Here is a 16,126-nt window from a genome sequence, read left to right as displayed (position 1 = left end):
TTTTATGACATTCGGCGGACGCCTGCGTGAAATCAGGTCAGGGAAGCACAGCACACAAAAGCAAGTTGCCGACGCAGTGGGCGTAACAGTTCGGAACTATCAGCGATATGAAGCAGACGAACAGCGCCCAGCATTTGAGGTTTTAATTGCGCTTGCCGATTTTTTTGACATTTCTCTTGATTATCTTGTCGGCAGAACAGACAACCCAAAATTTTATCGATAGGGGAGTTTTTAATGGATTTATCAGGTGCATTTAAACGTTTTCGCAACGAATTTGGCCAAACACAAAAAGAGGTAGCGGAGCATGCGAATGTTGGAGTGAGAACTTATCAGGAATATGAATATGGTAAAGTTGTTCCCACAGCCACTGTGTTGATTGCAATAGCCAAATTTTATAACGTTTCGATCGACTATCTCGTCGGTCTGACAGATAATCCAAATATTTATCGGTAGGGGTGTTTATGATGAACTTGTCAGAGGGGTTAAAACGGTTTAGAAATGAGTTACATATCACGCAAAAGGAAGTTGCGGATAACGCGCATATTTCAATTCGAAATTATCAGGATTACGAATATGGAAAAGTAGTGCCGACAGCCACTGCATTAATTGCAATAGCCAATTTTTACGACATTTCTCTTGATTACCTTGTCGGCCGTTCGGATAACCCAAAACGAAATGCATAAACGCGGCAAGGGGGATTTTTTGTGTCTGTTTTTAGTGAAAATTTAAAGTCGTTAAGGGCGTTTCATAATCTTACCCAAAGGCAACTTGGAATTGAGGTTGGGGCGAGTGAGCGCGGAATTCAGAATTACGAATTAGATGAGCGAAAGCCAAATTACGAAATGCTGATAGCTTTGGCTGATTATTTTGATGTTTCAATCGACTATCTTGTCGGAAGAACGAACAATCCCAACATGAACCGATAATTGCGCTTGCTGACTTTTACGACGTATCTCTTGATTACCTTGTCGGCCGTTCGGATAACCCAAAACGAAATGCATAAACGCGGCAAGGGGGATTTTTGTATCTGTTTTTAATAAAAGTTAAAAAGGGCGTGGCCTCAATCAGTGATTTTTTACTTCTGAGGCTATGCCCTTTTTTGGTTTCTCTATTTTTTACATTGAGACTGAACAATGTCCAGCGCTTCGCCAAATCTTTGAAAATGAACCACTTCACGCATTCTTAAATAGGAGATAACGCGGTTTACGTCGGGGTCATCCGAAACCCTTAAAATGTTGTCATAGGTTGTTCTTGCTTTTTGTTCTGCTGCCAAATCTTCAACAAGGTCTGTAATCGGGTCGCCCTTTACTGCAAAACTCATTGAGGTAAATGCCTGGCCTGCGGCAGAGGTGGGCCAAACGCCCTTGCCGTGGTCAATGAAATAGGTTGCAAAGGGGCTGTTTTCAATTTCAGAAGAAGTTGCATTTTTTGTCAGCTGATGTACGAGGGATCCCACCATTTCAAGGTGCGCCAATTCTTCTGTGCCAATGTCGTTTAAAATGGCTTTCACTTCGTCGTTCTGCATTGCAAAACGCTGGGAAAGATAACGCATGGATGCGCCCATTTCACCGTCAGGACCGCCGGACGGCGTTTGATATAAAAAAGCTTAATACAAGAAATAAGCGATGGAAAGCTGCGATTTTTGCTTGCTGTAGGTGATAGATTTCATAAACAGCCCAGCGCTGGCTCCGCCGCCAAACGGCGGGTGCAGGCAGGAAAACTGGCCGTAAAACGAAACGGCAGGCGCATCACTGCTAAGGCGTGACAGCCGGTTCTTTTCGGTTTCAAGGGCGGCTGTTAACCGAGTTTTATTTTCAGTATATTCCTCTAAGGTGTCCACGCCGGCAAGGTATGCGTCTTTTGCCCGGGCGAGCCGGAGTGTAAGATGGCTGATACCGGTTTCGACATTTTCTGTGGCGCTTTTTTTAGGCGGGGTATACGCAAAGGTGTGGGTTTCGTGAAAGTCCTGCTTTAGCTTGGTTAAAACAATTTCACTTAGAATATCTTTATGAATTGCGTTTCTTTCTGTGCATTTTCCGCGAACATAGCCATTGCAAATAAAGTAGCCGTTGCTGTTTACCATTGCGCCGCCGCATGTGCCGCAGCGCACCAGCCCCGTAAGCCAGTGAGATTTTGTTTTGGCTTCCGCAGATTTGCCCCTGTGGGGCGGATACCGTTTTTTAATTTCATACATGGCGTCCTGCGCGGCACGGAACACATCTTCAGACACTAATGGGGCGTGCGTTCCTTTCACTACCATCAGGTCTGGGTGGCTGTAGTTTCGGCGGGTGCGCCCGGCGGGGTTCCAGCGGATATATCCGCAGTAAACAGGATTTTTTAAGATATATTCCACCGCCCGAGACTCGAACCGGTTGCCCCGGCGGGTTTTAACGCCTTTTTCGTTCAGTGTTTCTGCCAGGGCACGGTAGTTTTTTGTTTTTATAAACGTGCGGAACATGTATCTTACAAACTCGGCCTCGGCGCTGACAGGCACCAGCCGCTTATTTACCATTTGGTAGCCAAAGGGGGCAGTGGTGAGCGGCTCGCCCCGGGCGGCCTTTTGCGTCATGCCCTTTTTTACCTCTTCACCCAGATTAATGGAGTAATATTCTGCCATGGCGTCTAACATGCTTTCCATAATGATGGACATTTTGTTGTTTTCAATGGTTTCGGTGACGGATATGACGCTGATTGAGAACTCTTTTTGCAGCAGTGATTTGTAAACCACGCTGTCGGTGCGGTTTCGGGCAAACCGGTCGAACTTGTGTACCAAAATCACGTCAAAGGGCTTTGGTGTGGACTTGGCTGCGGCAATCATTTTCATAAATGCAGGCCGCTTTTTTGCTACCCGGCCGCTTTTGCCCTCGTCGGCAAAAATGTATTCCGGCAGCAGGCGGTAGCCGTTTGTTTTGCAGTAGGCTTTAATTGCGGCGAGCTGTGCGTCGGGAGAATATTCCGTTTGGTCTTCTGTGGAAACACGGATATATGCGCAGGCATTTTTCATGGTTTGGCCTCCGTTTTGGGTATATATCCATTTTATTTTTTCCGCTGCCGTCTTATTATCGTTTTTCGTTCATATTTTAAATAAAAAGGGGGGATTGCCTTTGAGCAGGCACACAATTTGCGGCGTTTGCGTTACAAGCGAGGTTTATGACCCGATGGCGGACAGAACCGCTGACTATGAAAGAGAGCGGCACGAAAGACAGGTGGTAAAACAGCTTTTGTCCCGCTTGGACGCAGCGGCCTTGGGCAGCTTGCCGAAAACAACCGGGCCGGCGGAATTTATCACTGACGGGCAAGGGAATGTGACGCTGGTGAACGAAAGACAGCAAAAGAAACAAAGCTAAACCTTTAATTTGAAGGAGTTTTTATAAAAATCCAACAGCCCATCGCGCTTGCATTTGGACAGCTCGTTTGAAAGGGCGCTGCGGTCAACAGACAGGTAGTCTGCCAGCTGCTGGCGGTTGAAGGGAATGTTAAACTGATAGCTCCCGCGGCGCACCGCCTCGCCGGACAGGTATGAAAGCAGCCGCGCCCGGATGGACTTGGGTGTGATATGGTTCATTTTGCGGGTGAGCATTAAATTTTTTTCTGCCATGGCCCACAGCAGATTGTGAATCAAACGGCTGTGAAAGGGGCAGGCGGAGGTGCAGGTGTCAAGCATTTTTCTGATTTCTAAGAACAAAACTTCGGTTGACACGGCGGCTGTGACGCTGACGGACATTGGTTCGCTTTGCAGGCAGGCATAGGTTTCGGCAAAGGTTTCATAGGGGCCGATGTTGCCGATGATGGCGCAGTTGCCCCAAATATCTCCCTGCTCAATGTTTACGCCGCCCGAAAGCACCACGCCCATTGCCTTGGCAAACCCGCCTGCCGGGTAAATGACGCTGTCTTTTTGAAAACGCTTTGTTTTGCCGCCCAGGCACTTGAGCATGGATGCAATTTCTTCCGGCGCAATTCCGCGAAATAAAATGGTGTTTGAAAGCAAAGAATAATTGATCATAAAAATCCTCTTTTCGTTGTTTTAACAACGTACTTTTTTAATTGATTATAGTATAATCAGATTGAAAAGTCAAGAAATTACAGGAGGAATGAAACATGATTCGAAAAATTATTCATATTGATGAAGAAAAATGCAACGGCTGCGGCTTGTGTGCTCAGGCATGCCACGAGGGAGCCATTGGCATGGTAAACGGCAAGGCGAAGCTTTTGCGGGATGACTATTGCGACGGGCTGGGGGACTGCCTTCCTGTTTGTCCAACAGACGCGATTTCTTTTGTTGAGCGTGAGGCGGCGGCTTATGATGAGCAGGCGGTTTTGAAAAACAAGGAACAGGCAAACAAGCTCGCCTGCGGCTGTCCCGGCACGCAGGTGAAACGGCTAAACAGGGAAGCGCCGGAGCGCAAGGCTGAAGCTGTACCGGCCCAGGCTGTTTGTTCCCAGCTGAACCAGTGGCCGGTTCAAATTAAGCTTGTTCCTGTAAACGCGCCCTATTTTGAAAACGCAAATCTTTTATTAGCAGCGGACTGCACGGCATATGCCTATGGTAATTTCCACGCTGATTTTATGAAGAACAAGGTAACGCTGATTGGCTGCCCGAAGTTAGACGACGGCGACTATGCCGAAAAACTGACGGAAATTATCCGTGAAAACAATATAAAAAGCGTGACGGTTGTCCGCATGGAGGTGCCCTGCTGCGGCGGGCTGGAATTTGCTGCAAAGACGGCGCTGCAAAACAGCGGAAAATTTATTCCGTGGCAGGTGGTTACCATTTCTACAGACGGAACGCGCCTTGACTAAAAGAACCGCTGGTTTGTAATTGATTTTACAAACCAGCGGTTCTTTTTTGCATCTGGTTTTGTTAAACGAAAGCGTTTATACACCGGTTGCAAATTCGTTGATTAAATATCTGCCGTCGGGCTGCCTGAAAAGACAAATATAGAACGATGTGCTTGTCTGCGACGGGTCGAAAACGGAATTTTCGTGAGGAGTCATATTCACCGTAACCAAAATATTGAAATCATTTGACGATTTTGCATATTCCGTTTCGTTAATATCCACATTGACAAGCTCCGCACGCTTCATACCAAACACATATCCATCTCCGAAGAATGTGTCGATACAGCTTTGCGTGCAGTATGTTTTCATTTTTTCAAAGTTTCCGCCGGCAAAAGCATCTAAAAACAATGCTGCTGTAGATTCCGGCTGTTTCATAAGCCCGTTTTCTTTTTTTGCCTCTGTGGCTGCCGCAATCTGTGCTGTTACATCAGTTCCGTTTTTTTCATAAACGTTATAGGTCAGTTTACATAATTGATTATTTTCATCCCGTATGCCAAAATATGAATACATCATATAATTCATATCGTTTAATACAACATATGTTGTGCCGCCCTTTAAAATCGGGACGTCAGACATTTCAATAGCAACACCAACAGAATAATTATCATCAGGAGGTGCTAAACGGAGCCAATTTTTGCCGATGTCCAAGCCATAATAAGCAGGTCTGTTTTCAAATACAACAGAGATTTCAATCGTCCCGTTATCCCATTTTATAGAACTGTCCTCGCTATTTAAATATCCCATTTTTTCGAACAGTTCCCGGAGCGGAACATATACCTCGCTGTTTTCAATAAACGGCTTATTGTTTAGCTCAATTTTTTCGCCCCTGTGGTTTCGAATATCAATTGTGTAATGGTCTGTTGTCAAATCCGACAGCACACCGCTGGCCAATACGGTTGTTGACAGCAAAACGGCCGCTATAAGCACCGATAATACCGACATGATTTTACTTGTTGCTTTTTTGTTTTTAATCATCGTAAATCTCCTTTTCAATATTTTTTTACTTCCCGTCATTCCCGTGGTTAAGGGGATGTTTTTAGATTTACTTGATAATAACGAAAGAATTGTGTCTATATAGCTTTTTTCCTCGTCCTGGTTCATTTGGCTCACTACGGATAAATCACAGGAAATTTCACATTCAATATTGATTTGGCGCACAACGTAGTAAACAGCTGGGTTAAACCAATGGACACATTTTACGAAATGTGCAAACCACTTATACAAAACGTCCCTTCGCTTAAAATGCGTCATTTCGTGGCGCAGTATATTGTCAAGCTGTTCCGGCGTGAGGCCTATTGACGGCAAAATCAAGGTGGGACGGATTATCCCCATAATAAAGGGTGAAGATAGGGTTTCACACTCGCGCACAACGATTTTTTTGTTTGTATAGCGCTCGAGTTCGGGGCAGGAAATGATATCGGATTTTTTATGTATTTTTACCGTCAGCCTGGCGTATCCGGCCATGCTGATACACAGCATGAGGAACATTCCTCCAAGCCAAACTGCGGCAAGAATATTCGTGCCGTTATGGATGGTTTTTCCTGCATAATCGGCTATTCGCTGTGTCATTGCAATATTTGCTGCCGCTTGCGTGTTCGTCTGGCTTGGTGTGAATCCCGTCTGTGCCGGTTCGTTCCTTTGCATGGTTTGCACCTGCATCTGCTGGGGAGCTTCAGCGGCCCTGCTGATTTGGGGCACGCCAAACCGCACGGGCAGCAGCATGACACAAAGCACGGCAAGCCATATGTAATAATGCCACATATACCCGAACACTTTTTTTGTAACAGGACGGAAAAGTGTTAAAACGCCTGTAAGCGCTGTTCCGGCAAGGGAGGTGATCAGAAGTGCTTTGAAAGTTTCCTGAAGCATCATGATTCCTCCTCATCGCCAAATATCGCTTTCAACTCCTGAATATCATCTTCCGTTAAAGCCTTTTCCTCAAAAAGAGAAGCCACCAGGTCTTTCGCCGAGCCGTCAAACACAGTTTTGACAAGATTTTTCACCTGTGCCTTTTTGTATGCAACTGCGGATATCAGAGGGGTGTAATAAAGCGATTTGCCGCGTTTTTCGCTTGCAAGCGCACCTTTTTCCACGAGCCGTACCAAAAATGTTGCAATGGTTGTACGTTTCCAGCCGTGATGTTCTACCGCTTTTCCAATTTCAGATGAACCAATGGGTTTTTTTGCTTTCCACACAACTTTCATTATTTCAAGCTCTGCTTCGCCAATGTTAATATTTTCTGTCGACATGAAAATACCTCCATATATGTTATTCTACCGCTGTAGACAATAATAGTCTACCACAGTAGACGTTGATTGTCAATACTTTTTTTCTATGAAGGCGTCACTTTTTTTGTTGCCTAAATTCCGTTTTTGTGCTATACTGAAATTGAGCAAATACTAATGGGGGATTGGAAAAAAACATGTACACCATTCGGAAAATGACGCAATCTTATGCAAAGGACTATTTAAACTGGCATTATCCTGCGCCCTATGAATTTTACAACATACCCAAAGAGTATCACGAGGCGGAACTTAAGGCGATTATGGCCCCGTCTGCACACTGGTTTTGCGTGGAAAAGTCTGGCAGTGAAATGGTTGGGTTCTATCAATATACACCGCTGAAAAACGGCGCTGTTGAAATTGGGCTGGGGCTTAAGCCCGACTATACGGGAAAGGGCTATGGCTTAAAATTTGTCCGCGGCTGTGTGCAGTTTGGCAGACAGCAGTTTGGCGGCGAAAGCGCTACCTTTCTTCTTCGCGTGGCGGAATTTAACAAAAGGGCAATTAAAACCTATCGCAGAGCGGGCTTTCAAGACTGCGGCCGCGCTCAGGCCATGACACGGACAATGGCATGGGCTCAGGAACCAGCAAAGCCGGTTTCGTTCCTTTGCATGAAATTATCAGCTTAACGTTTTTGGAGGCGATTTAAAATGAAACGTTTCTTATCTGTCATCATGGCTTGCAGTTTTGTTTTCAGCTTTGCCGGCATCACCGCTCAGGCGGACATAGTGGGCGAGGTGATTGCTACCGACATAACGGCATATATTGACGAACAGCCCGTTTCATCCTACAACATCAACGACTACACCTATGTAATTGCGGAAGATTTGCGGGATTATGGCTTTGCAGTGAAGTGGAGTGAGGCGGCCCGGGAGCTTCGCATTTATCGTAAGACGGACTATACCAAATGGTTTTTGAGCGCTGAAAAGCTGAACGTGAAAAAGAGCGACGTTAACCGCGGCGCCCATGCATTCGACGTTTATTCCACCAATATTGTGACCTATTTAGAGGACGAACCGATAACTGCTTTTAATGTTGACGGGCAGACGCTCATTCAAATTGACGAGCTAACCCGATATGGATATTTCAGCTATGACGATGAACGCCGGGAAGTGAAAATTAACATGGCGGCTTTCTATGCTGACCAGCTTTACGACATGTCTGCAAAGGAAACGCTCTTGTTGCCCTGCGACAAGATTGAGGGCACCATTACCTATTCGGGCGACGTGAAAGACGGCAAGCCAAACGGCTATGGCCGGGTGACGGAAGAGTATGAATTCACCAATGGACTGGCGTCAACAGACCGGTATGTTTACACAGCAAAATTTGTTGACGGTGTTCCGGACGGCCCGCTATTCTATTTCGGAACGTACGTACCCCACAACGGCTCCGATAGAAGGGTGCGGGACTATTATAAAATTGAACATTACAAAGACGGGGTATTAGACGGATATTTCCTCTCTGTAACGCAGTATGATGATGGCTACAGCACCCGGACGGAGGCTGTTTATGAAAACGGCGCACAAATTTTCTCCCGTGTGACGGAGGCCGACGACACTTACCGCTATGGCTGCAAGGTTGTAAGCGAGGGATATTTGGACGCGCTGGGAAATATTATTGATTATAAACCGATCGAAGCGGGGAAAATTGTTGCGGTAAGCGCAGGATATTCCGGCGGTTATGCAATTGACGAAAACGGCGTGCTGTTTGGCTTCGGCGAAACGGTGCGCGGCACGAAAACTGTCCCGGTGAAGTTAGACGAAACTGTGTCCTTTGCCGCAGGGGATAGTGCGGGACTTTCTTCGGTGATTGACCGCGAAGGGAATCTGTATTACCTTTATGACAAATTGGTGACTTACAATAACACAGATGTGCCTGTGGCGGCGGAAAATGTGAAAGCCGCTTCGGACAATTTTTTCTTAACAAGCGACGGCAATTTATATGAAAAGCCGACGGACTATAACTGGACGTGGTATGACCAGCCGAAGCTGATAGACAGCGGCGTTTCGTCTTTTTCGGCCAGAGGACAGATGGTTTTGTATTTAAAAGACAACAGCGTTTATTACGGCCGGGTGGAACGGCCGGGAGTGAGCTGGAACGACGGGCTGACCATCTCCACGCCGGTGAAGGTGTTTGAAAACGCAAAATCGGCAAGCTTGGGCGGCCGCTTTTTGGTGGTGGATGAAAACAATACGCTTTGGGGTTGGTCTTCACAGCTTTACGGAACGCCTTACGAAGGGCAAGACGATGACATTTTTTCTACATTAGTGCCAATTCAAATTGCAGATGACGTGGCGTTTGCCGAGAGCGGCTCGGGCTTTTTGGCCTATGTGAAAACAGACGGATCCCTTTGGGTTATGCCGGACGTGACAGAACCGGAGGGTGAAATGCTGTTTGACTTAAAAGAACCGGTAAAGCTTTCAGAGAATGTGAAAACCATATCCTGCGGGGGGAGCTTTCTGCTGTTTGTAACCAATGACGGCAGGCTTTTCTCCTGGGGCAAAAACAGCGGCGGACGGCTCGGAAACGGCAGCAGAGAAGACGCGACAGAGCCATTCTTCATTCAAAGTTTTTATGCGTTTCGGTAACGTTTCGAAGATGCCGCAATTTTGCGGCATCTTTGTTTTTATTTGATACGAGGTGGGTTTTAAATGAAAATCCTGATTTTAAGCTGCCGCACCGGAGAGGGGCACAACAGTGCGGCAAAGGCGGTGAAAGAGGCACTTGACGACTTCGGCGCGGAGTGCGAGCTGGTAGACGCCCTGACCTTCAGCGGCAGAAGGCCGAATGAAATTGTCACCAATTCATATAACCGCATGATTGTGAAAGCTCCGAACATGTTTGGTCTGATTTATAAAGCTGGGGATTTATACAGCTCCACCAAGCTTGCCTCCCCGGTGTATTGGGCAAACTCTCTTTATGCGGAGCGGCTTAGAGCCTACATTGAAAACGGCGGCTTTACTGCCGTGGTGTGTTCCCATCTGTTTCCCATGGAGACGCTGACGTGGCTGAAGCGCAGAGGGGAGATAACCCAAAAGTGTTACGGAATTTTGACGGATTACACCTGTATTCCGTTTTTCCACGAAACGGACTTAGACGCCTATTTTATTCCCCACACCGAGGTGACAGAGGAGTGTTTGGAAAAAGGAATGGCGGGGGAGAAGCTGCTGACCACGGGAATTCCCGTGATGAAGACGTTTTCAAACCGCGTGGAAAAGCAAACGGCAAGGGAGAAGCTTTCCATTCCGGCGGGGTGCAAGCTGTTTTTGATTATGACCGGCGGAATTGGCTGCGGCAGGGTGTTCGATTTTTGTGACGGTATTCTTGCAAAAAGCGGGAAGGATGTTTGCGTAATTGTGCTTTCGGGCAGAAACGAACAGCTAAAAGCCGGGCTTAACAGCCGCTATGGGCTGGACACCAGGGTGCGCGCCGTGCCCTTTACCACTGAGGTGGCCCTTTACATGAACGCAGCGGACGTTTTGCTAACCAAACCCGGCGGCATTTCCACTACAGAGGCGGCGGTGGCAAACGTGCCGCTGTGCCACACCATGCCCATTCCCGGCTGTGAAACAAAAAACGCCGCCCTGTTTGAGAAAAAGGGAATGTCGGTGCGGGCAAATTCCCCCCAGGAGGCGGTCGAAAAAGCCCTTGGGCTGATGGAAGACAACACATTGAGAGAGGGGATATGCAAAATGCAGAGAGAGCAGATAAACCCCAATGCGTCCCGCGACATTGCTGCATATATTTTAAACCAATGAGCACGGCAGAAACGGCGCGGTGGGTGCTGGATGTTTTATTTGGATATTTTTTGGGCGGTGTTTTGTTTAGCTGGCACATTCCCAAGCTTTTAAAAAACATTGACATTTGTGAATTGAGCGGCGACCACAACCCGGGCACCACCAACGCCATGATTTTTGCAGGCAGGAGGGTTGCGTCTTTGTGCCTTTTTTGCGATTTGCTGAAAGGGTTTTTGCCTGTATTTTTTGCGGTTCGGTGGTTAAACACAGAAAGCTGGTTGTTTGCCGTTGCGATGGCGGCGCCTGTTTTGGGTCACGCCACCGCTCCGCTTTACAAATTATCCGGCGGGAAAAGCATTGCGGTTTCGTTCGGCGTTCTGCTGGCCTTGTTTCCCGCGTCTTTTTCTGTTGTAATTTTGGCGTTTTTTTATATTTTGTTTTCTACCGCCATTAAAATTACACCGGTGCGGGTGAGAAGCATTTTAACCTTTGCGGTTTCCGGCGCGGTTTCCCTCGCTATATGTCTGTGGCAGGGACTGTTTGCCATGGGGCTGGGCTGTGCGGTGATTTCAGGTATTGTGATTGTAAAGCATTTAAAACGGTTTTCCGCGGAAACGGATTTGTCGCGGGAAAAGGCCATGTAAAGAAAAAGCCCCTGCCGGAATTTTTTCCGGCAGGGGCTTTTTTTATTTTTACTGTGCGATAAAGACCTGCGTCCAATAGTGTTTATATCCGGTGGTGCTGTTAAAGTAACCTACGCCGATTTCTTTTAAATCGGGGTTTAAAATGTTGGCTTTATGGCCCGCTGAGTTCATCCAGCCCTGCATAACGCTTTGGGGCGTGGCCTGTCCTGCAGCAATGTTTTCTGCTGCACTTCTGTACGAAATGCCGGCGTTTTTAATCCTGTCGAAAGGAGAAAGCCCGTCGGGATTGGTGTGGAACATAAAGTTTCGAACGCTCATGTCCTTGCTGTGGGCCCGGGCTACGTTTGCCAGGTCGCTGTTCCAGGAAAGGGGCGCAAGGCCCGCTTTTTGCCGCTCCTGGTTCACTAGATCAAGCACCTGCTGTTCAAAATCATTTTCCTCGGAAGAGGGGGTATCGCCGGGCGTATTTTCCGGCGTATCCGGCGTGCTGGGCGTTTCTGAATCCGGCGCGTTGGGAACATTCCCTGCGGTCGTTACATACACAGTTTGTGAAGACGCCTCCCACGTTACCGCTGCGCCAAAAGATTCGCTGATGGCCCTTAATGGCACCAACGTTCTGTCGCCGACAATTTTTGGCGCGGCGTCTAAATATATCAGTTCTCCGTTTTGGAGCATCCAATTTGAATTGATTTGCAGTCTGATGGACATATCGTCTTTCTTTGCAGTTACCACTGCATCTTTTTCGCGCCATTGAACGTCGGCGCCAAGCTCTTCAAAGATTTTCCGCACGGGGACAAGTGTTCTGTCATTTTCAATGATTGGGTTTTGGTCAAAACGAAGCTGTTTTCCGTCCAGAAGGACGGTAATATCCCCGGCCAGTGCGGTTAAGCTTATCATCATGAAGCACACGGCCAGCATAGTGGATATGATTTTTTTCATGTTTATCACCCTTTCGTTCATATAGTAACATGGATATACGGCAAAATGCAACCCACAAATTCTGGAAAGGTTTTATATAGCAATTGCGGTCCGGACCGCCGTATTGGGATATGATAAAGTTTGCCAGCTTGGTGTTGGTTGTTTTAATGTTTATCGGAAACTGTAGTTTTTTTTCATATTGCCACATATCGTAACCTCCTTAATTTTCCCACGGCCAGGGACCGTGAACCCATTCCCAGCAATCCTCCGACAGATTGTCGGCAGGCGTTAACGGGCCGAAGTTTTCGTTGTAAACGGCCTTTAGCTCGCGGGATTTGTCGGCGTATTTATGATAGAGTGCCAAAGCCTTTTTGTCGTTCGGGTGCGTGTCTAAAAATAACACCATTTCGTTAAGCGCAAAGTCGATTTCCATAATTTTGCGCATAAGAGCATCGCGGTTTCTTAAATTCATGTTGTTGTTCATGTTCATCTGCACCGCTCTCCTTTCTGCTCCCGGCAGGGGCATTTGCCATATACGTTAAAGGGCAGATAGAGTTCGGGGAAAAGTGTGCCGCGCATAAGCGCTTCTTCCGGCTCAAACACCCGGGTAAGTTCCTGACGCGGAACAAAGGCGTAGCCGACACACGGTCTTTCGATTTCGTTCATGAAAACCCATCCTTTCAAATAAAAAAATTGTTGCCTCAATTTTAATATATGAGCCGTTTACAAGAAATGCTACTGAAATCGACATATTTTGTGCCGCTTTTTCCTGTCGGTTTTTCAATTTGTAATATAAATGAAATTGAAAACAAACGTGCTTTGTGTTAAAATATATAATAAGAGTATTATAATGGAGGTCTTATACTTGGACTACATAAGAAACAGCGTTTATCCATTTTTTAAAACCATTCAGCTGTCCGATATTGTAGATATTTTAATCGTGGCAATTATTATTTACAATATCATCAAGCACTTCAGAAAGACCAGGGCGGCGCAGCTGTTAAAGGGCATTGCAATTATTTTTGGTATTACATATATCTCGGAATGGCTGCACTTAAACGTAATCAGTTTTATTTTGGAAAATATTATGCAAATGGGGTTTATTGCGCTGATTATTATTTTTCAGCCCGAACTTCGGCGGGGATTGGAGCACATGGGCCGCAGCAAGTTTGGTAAATGGTTTTCTGTTGAAAAAGAGGACGTGACCGACGTTGCCGGAGAAGTTTGCAAAGCGGCGGAAAATTTGGCGGAGTCCCACACTGGGGCGCTGGTTGTGTTTGAGCGGGAAACCATTTTAGACGATTTGCTCACTGGCGGCACGGTGATTGGCGCCAAGGTTACCAGCGAGCTTTTGGAAAATATTTTTGTGCCCAACACGCCGCTGCACGACGGCGCGGTAATTATCCGGGACGATAAAATTCAAAAGGCCTCCTGCGTTTTGCCGCTGTCCGCCAACAAAGACCTTTCCAACGAACTGGGTACCAGGCACAGGGCGGCGCTGGGCATTTCGGAGCAGGCGGACTGTGTTTGCCTTGTGGTGTCGGAGGAAACCGGGAAAATTTCCGTTATGCTAAACGGCAACATGATGCGGAATCTGTCTGTGAATTCGCTGTATAAGCTGCTGAATAAGGTGCTGGCACCGAAAGATGACGTAAGCACCAACGTGAAGAAAAACATTGACCACTTAAAATCGCAGAAACGGAGTCGGAAGAAAAAGGACGAAAAATCGGAAAAACAGGATAAAAGCAAAGAGTGAAAATGCCGGAAAGATTGGAGCAGATAGAATGAAAAATGATATTTCAACAAAAATTGTTTCGCTTCTCTTTGCCATCATTATGTGGTTTTATATCATACAGGTACAAAGTCCGGAGGTGGAAAAAACCGTGAAGGACGTGCCGGTTTTGTTCACCCAGAAGACGGAGTTAGACAGCCGGAACCTGATGCTGATTAACGACAAGGAATATACGGTGGATTTAAAGGTGCGCGGGCAAAGAAAATACTTGGTGGACTTAAATAAGTCGAACCTGTCTGTTTTGGCAGATGTGAGCAACATTGAGGGCACGGGCACCCACACGGTTTACACCAGCGTGGTAATTCCCTACGGCAACGTAGAGGTAATGAATCAGGACCCCTCCATCATCACGGTTACAGTAGACGAGGTGATTGAAGAAGAGAAGGATATTTACGTTCACACAAACGGGGAACCAGCGGAAGGCTATAAGGTAGGTTCGATAAAAACCACCCCTGCAAAAATGAAAATCCGCGGCGCAAAATCCATTGTGGGCAGTATAGACCACGTTTCGGCAACGGTGGATGTTTCAGGCAAAAGCGAGGACATTTCAAGTGTGGAGCACTTTGAACTGATTGGCTCGACTGACACGGTGATCACCAGCACATATGTGACGACGGCCCAGGACACCGTTGACGTTCACTGCGAAATTTTGAAGAAGAAAACATTAAACATTGAGCCGAAGTTTGAAGATGGGTTAAACAACGATGACGAGTGGTATACTTTAGACGATAACTCGTTAAAATCCATTGAGGTTGCGGGCGCTGCATCGGTGATTGACAGCTTAGACAAGGCAGAAACCCAAACCATTACCCGGCAGATGATCGGCGACGACGAAGAGGTGGAAGTGGAGCTTACCCTACCCACTGGCGTAGAATCGTTAGACGGAAACAAGGTTACGCTGAAGCTGAAAAAGAACACTCGATAGTTTGTAAATAGTGCACAAAAATAGTGTGTTATTTTTGGTATTTTTGTCTAATAAAAGAATTGAAAATAGGAGTGAATCATGGTATTATATAACCATACCACAAACACATAACTTTTTTCATTTTCTCTCCTTATATATTTTAAGGAAACTAAAGAAGCTGCGCAGCAATGCGCGGCTTTTTTAGCGTGCGGATTTTTTTCTTTACCATTTCCCAAATATATGATATAATAAGATATAATAACGGTATACTATGTTGTTTCGGAGGTTTTTTGTTTGGACAGCCGGTTTTTAAGAAACGAAATGTTAATTGGAGAAGAGGGGCTTAAGAAGCTTGCCGGTGCGTCGGTCGTTGTGTTCGGCGTTGGCGGCGTAGGCAGCAGCGCGATAGAGGGTCTGGCGCGGAGCGGCGTTGGAGCAATTACGCTTGTGGACAGCGACAGCGTGGACATAACCAATTTAAACCGTCAGCTTCACGCCGTGAGCGAAACGGTGGGGGAGAGCAAGGTAAAGGCCATGGCGGAACGGATTTTGTCCATTAACCCTAAGGCAAAGATTACGCAAATGAACCTGTTTTACCTGCCGGAAACCGCAGACGAAATTGACCTTGCTGGGTTTGACTATATTGTAGACGCGGTAGATACGGTCAGTGCAAAAATAGAACTGGCTGTGCAGGCGCAAAAACTGTCTGTTCCCATCATCAGCTGCATGGGTACGGGGAACAAACTGCACCCGGAGCTTTTGCGCGTGACCGATATTTATAAAACAAAGATGTGCCCCCTGTGCCGCGTGATGAGACGGGAGCTATCAAAGCGGGGCGTTTCACGGCTTAAGGTGGTCTATTCAGAGGAACCCCCTCTTGTTCCCTCTTTCCAGCCGGAGGGCGGGAGTAAGCGGAGCGTTCCGGGCAGCATGCCCTTTGTGCCGCCTGCCGCAGGATTTTTAATCGCGTCACAGGTAGTTTTAGATATATTAGCAATGTAACATCGGAG

Annotated in this window: 20 protein-coding genes and 2 pseudogenes; 13 read left to right on the top strand and 9 right to left on the bottom strand. The window is 46.8% G+C overall.

The genetic code is table 11. The annotated features are described in order from the left end of the window. The first annotated feature begins 4 nt into the window (after positions 1-4). The 4 genes from H8698_RS02925 to H8698_RS02910 are packed head-to-tail and all read left to right on the top strand — an operon-like array spanning position 5 to position 926. The gene (locus H8698_RS02925; RefSeq protein WP_177677293.1) at positions 5-223 is read left to right on the top strand and encodes a helix-turn-helix domain-containing protein; all 219 of its coding nucleotides are present in this window, start codon (positions 5-7) and stop codon (positions 221-223) included. An 11-nt stretch (positions 224-234) separates the two neighbouring features. Beyond that, the gene (locus tag H8698_RS02920; protein ID WP_177677295.1) at positions 235-453 is read left to right on the top strand and encodes a helix-turn-helix domain-containing protein; all 219 of its coding nucleotides are present in this window, start codon (positions 235-237) and stop codon (positions 451-453) included. 8 nt (positions 454-461) lie between these two features. Next, entirely contained in the window at positions 462-683 is a 222-nt protein-coding gene (locus tag H8698_RS02915) for a helix-turn-helix domain-containing protein (RefSeq protein WP_177677296.1), read from the top strand. A 21-nt stretch (positions 684-704) separates the two neighbouring features. After that, positions 705-926, top strand: a complete 222-nt coding sequence (locus H8698_RS02910) for a helix-turn-helix domain-containing protein (RefSeq protein ID WP_177677298.1) — start codon at positions 705-707, stop codon at positions 924-926. Between the two features lie 182 nt (positions 927-1,108). On the opposite strand, the pseudogene H8698_RS02905 reads toward H8698_RS02910, so the two are convergent. Continuing rightward, positions 1,109-1,573, bottom strand: a pseudogene (locus H8698_RS02905) (manganese catalase family protein); the annotation flags it as partial. A gap of 33 nt (positions 1,574-1,606) precedes the next feature. Then, entirely contained in the window at positions 1,607-3,004 is a 1,398-nt protein-coding gene (locus tag H8698_RS02900) for a recombinase family protein (protein WP_249311103.1), read from the bottom strand. Between the two features lie 100 nt (positions 3,005-3,104). Here H8698_RS02900 and H8698_RS02895 point away from each other — a divergent pair, with 100 nt between their 5' ends. Beyond that, complete coding sequence (locus tag H8698_RS02895; protein WP_177677304.1) at positions 3,105-3,347, top strand: hypothetical protein; 243 nt, start codon at positions 3,105-3,107, stop codon at positions 3,345-3,347. On the opposite strand, the gene H8698_RS02890 is transcribed toward H8698_RS02895, so the two are convergent. Further along, a complete protein-coding gene (locus H8698_RS02890; RefSeq protein WP_283245361.1) occupies positions 3,344-4,003 on the bottom strand; it encodes a Crp/Fnr family transcriptional regulator in 660 nt (219 codons plus the stop codon). The genes H8698_RS02895 and H8698_RS02890 overlap by 4 nt on opposite strands. Positions 4,004-4,098: 95 nt before the next feature. Between H8698_RS02890 and H8698_RS02885 the strand changes: the two genes are divergently transcribed. Further along, positions 4,099-4,800 (top strand): ATP-binding protein, encoded by a 702-nt coding sequence (locus H8698_RS02885; RefSeq protein ID WP_249311102.1) that lies wholly within the window; start codon positions 4,099-4,101, stop codon positions 4,798-4,800. Between the two features lie 75 nt (positions 4,801-4,875). On the opposite strand, the gene H8698_RS02880 is transcribed toward H8698_RS02885, so the two are convergent. Both H8698_RS02880 and H8698_RS02875 read right to left on the bottom strand, forming a co-directional pair. Beyond that, on the bottom strand, positions 4,876-6,711 hold the full coding sequence (locus H8698_RS02880; RefSeq protein ID WP_249311101.1) for a M56 family metallopeptidase: 1,836 nt from the start codon (positions 6,709-6,711) through the stop codon (positions 4,876-4,878). After that, complete coding sequence (locus H8698_RS02875) at positions 6,708-7,088, bottom strand: BlaI/MecI/CopY family transcriptional regulator (protein WP_177677309.1); 381 nt, start codon at positions 7,086-7,088, stop codon at positions 6,708-6,710. The genes H8698_RS02880 and H8698_RS02875 overlap by 4 nt, the downstream gene beginning before the upstream one ends. A 161-nt stretch (positions 7,089-7,249) precedes the next feature. Between H8698_RS02875 and H8698_RS02870 the strand changes: the two genes are divergently transcribed. The 4 genes from H8698_RS02870 to H8698_RS02855 all read left to right on the top strand — a co-directional run bounded on the left by H8698_RS02870 (position 7,250) and on the right by H8698_RS02855 (position 11,502). After that, positions 7,250-7,750, top strand: a complete 501-nt coding sequence (locus H8698_RS02870; protein ID WP_249311100.1) for a GNAT family N-acetyltransferase — start codon at positions 7,250-7,252, stop codon at positions 7,748-7,750. Positions 7,751-7,771: 21 nt separating this feature from the next. Further along, complete coding sequence (locus H8698_RS02865) at positions 7,772-9,709, top strand: RCC1-like domain-containing protein (RefSeq protein WP_249311099.1); 1,938 nt, start codon at positions 7,772-7,774, stop codon at positions 9,707-9,709. Between the two features lie 63 nt (positions 9,710-9,772). Beyond that, positions 9,773-10,879, top strand: coding sequence for an MGDG synthase family glycosyltransferase (locus H8698_RS02860; protein ID WP_249311098.1), 1,107 nt, complete (start codon positions 9,773-9,775; stop codon positions 10,877-10,879). 23 nt (positions 10,880-10,902) lie between these two features. Next, positions 10,903-11,502, top strand: coding sequence for a glycerol-3-phosphate acyltransferase (locus tag H8698_RS02855; RefSeq protein WP_249311097.1), 600 nt, complete (start codon positions 10,903-10,905; stop codon positions 11,500-11,502). A 48-nt stretch (positions 11,503-11,550) separates the two neighbouring features. Here the strand turns inward: H8698_RS02855 and H8698_RS02850 are convergent, their stop codons facing one another. The 4 genes and pseudogenes from H8698_RS02850 to H8698_RS02835 form a co-directional block, all read right to left on the bottom strand. Next, the gene (locus tag H8698_RS02850; protein ID WP_249311096.1) at positions 11,551-12,441 is read right to left on the bottom strand and encodes a stalk domain-containing protein; all 891 of its coding nucleotides are present in this window, start codon (positions 12,439-12,441) and stop codon (positions 11,551-11,553) included. A gap of 88 nt (positions 12,442-12,529) precedes the next feature. Beyond that, positions 12,530-12,628 (bottom strand): annotated as a pseudogene (locus H8698_RS13550) (manganese catalase family protein); the annotation flags it as partial. 12 nt (positions 12,629-12,640) lie between these two features. Next, positions 12,641-12,910, bottom strand: a complete 270-nt coding sequence (locus H8698_RS02840) for a spore coat protein CotJB (protein ID WP_249311095.1) — start codon at positions 12,908-12,910, stop codon at positions 12,641-12,643. Next, positions 12,907-13,086: a spore coat associated protein CotJA gene (locus H8698_RS02835; RefSeq protein WP_177677799.1), complete on the bottom strand. Its 180-nt coding sequence runs from the start codon at positions 13,084-13,086 to the stop codon at positions 12,907-12,909. Before H8698_RS02835 ends, H8698_RS02840 begins: the two co-directional genes overlap by 4 nt. 199 nt (positions 13,087-13,285) lie before the next feature. Between H8698_RS02835 and cdaA the strand changes: the two genes are divergently transcribed. The 3 genes from cdaA (at position 13,286) to H8698_RS02820 (ending at position 16,118) form a co-directional block, all read left to right on the top strand. Continuing rightward, complete coding sequence (gene cdaA / locus H8698_RS02830; RefSeq protein ID WP_249311094.1) at positions 13,286-14,176, top strand: diadenylate cyclase CdaA; 891 nt, start codon at positions 13,286-13,288, stop codon at positions 14,174-14,176. 28 nt (positions 14,177-14,204) lie between these two features. Then, positions 14,205-15,137: a CdaR family protein gene (locus H8698_RS02825; RefSeq protein WP_177677801.1), complete on the top strand. Its 933-nt coding sequence runs from the start codon at positions 14,205-14,207 to the stop codon at positions 15,135-15,137. Positions 15,138-15,410: 273 nt separating this feature from the next. Then, on the top strand, positions 15,411-16,118 hold the full coding sequence (locus H8698_RS02820) for a tRNA threonylcarbamoyladenosine dehydratase (RefSeq protein WP_177677803.1): 708 nt from the start codon (positions 15,411-15,413) through the stop codon (positions 16,116-16,118). Positions 16,119-16,126 lie beyond the last annotated feature (8 nt).

Origin of the sequence: Congzhengia minquanensis (assembly GCF_014384785.1) — a bacterium.
In the GTDB taxonomy this organism is placed as follows: domain Bacteria; phylum Bacillota; class Clostridia; order UBA1381; family UBA9506; genus Congzhengia; species Congzhengia minquanensis.
Note: the sequence above shows the minus strand (reverse complement) of the source record. Positions and strands in the feature narration are given on the sequence as shown.

Coding starts and splice junctions, on each gene's coding strand:
- H8698_RS02925 (WP_177677293.1), top strand. CDS start 5: ATGACATTCGGCGGACGCCTGCGTGAAATCAGGTCAGGGAAGCACAGC.
- H8698_RS02920 (WP_177677295.1), top strand. CDS start 235: ATGGATTTATCAGGTGCATTTAAACGTTTTCGCAACGAATTTGGCCAA.
- H8698_RS02915 (WP_177677296.1), top strand. CDS start 462: ATGATGAACTTGTCAGAGGGGTTAAAACGGTTTAGAAATGAGTTACAT.
- H8698_RS02900 (WP_249311103.1), bottom strand. CDS start 3,004: ATGAAAAATGCCTGCGCATATATCCGTGTTTCCACAGAAGACCAAACG.
- H8698_RS02890 (WP_283245361.1), bottom strand. CDS start 4,003: ATGATCAATTATTCTTTGCTTTCAAACACCATTTTATTTCGCGGAATT.
- H8698_RS02885 (WP_249311102.1), top strand. CDS start 4,099: ATGATTCGAAAAATTATTCATATTGATGAAGAAAAATGCAACGGCTGC.
- H8698_RS02880 (WP_249311101.1), bottom strand. CDS start 6,711: ATGATGCTTCAGGAAACTTTCAAAGCACTTCTGATCACCTCCCTTGCC.
- H8698_RS02875 (WP_177677309.1), bottom strand. CDS start 7,088: ATGTCGACAGAAAATATTAACATTGGCGAAGCAGAGCTTGAAATAATG.
- H8698_RS02865 (WP_249311099.1), top strand. CDS start 7,772: ATGAAACGTTTCTTATCTGTCATCATGGCTTGCAGTTTTGTTTTCAGC.
- H8698_RS02860 (WP_249311098.1), top strand. CDS start 9,773: ATGAAAATCCTGATTTTAAGCTGCCGCACCGGAGAGGGGCACAACAGT.
- H8698_RS02850 (WP_249311096.1), bottom strand. CDS start 12,441: ATGAAAAAAATCATATCCACTATGCTGGCCGTGTGCTTCATGATGATA.
- H8698_RS02840 (WP_249311095.1), bottom strand. CDS start 12,910: ATGAACATGAACAACAACATGAATTTAAGAAACCGCGATGCTCTTATG.
- H8698_RS02835 (WP_177677799.1), bottom strand. CDS start 13,086: ATGAACGAAATCGAAAGACCGTGTGTCGGCTACGCCTTTGTTCCGCGT.
- H8698_RS02825 (WP_177677801.1), top strand. CDS start 14,205: ATGAAAAATGATATTTCAACAAAAATTGTTTCGCTTCTCTTTGCCATC.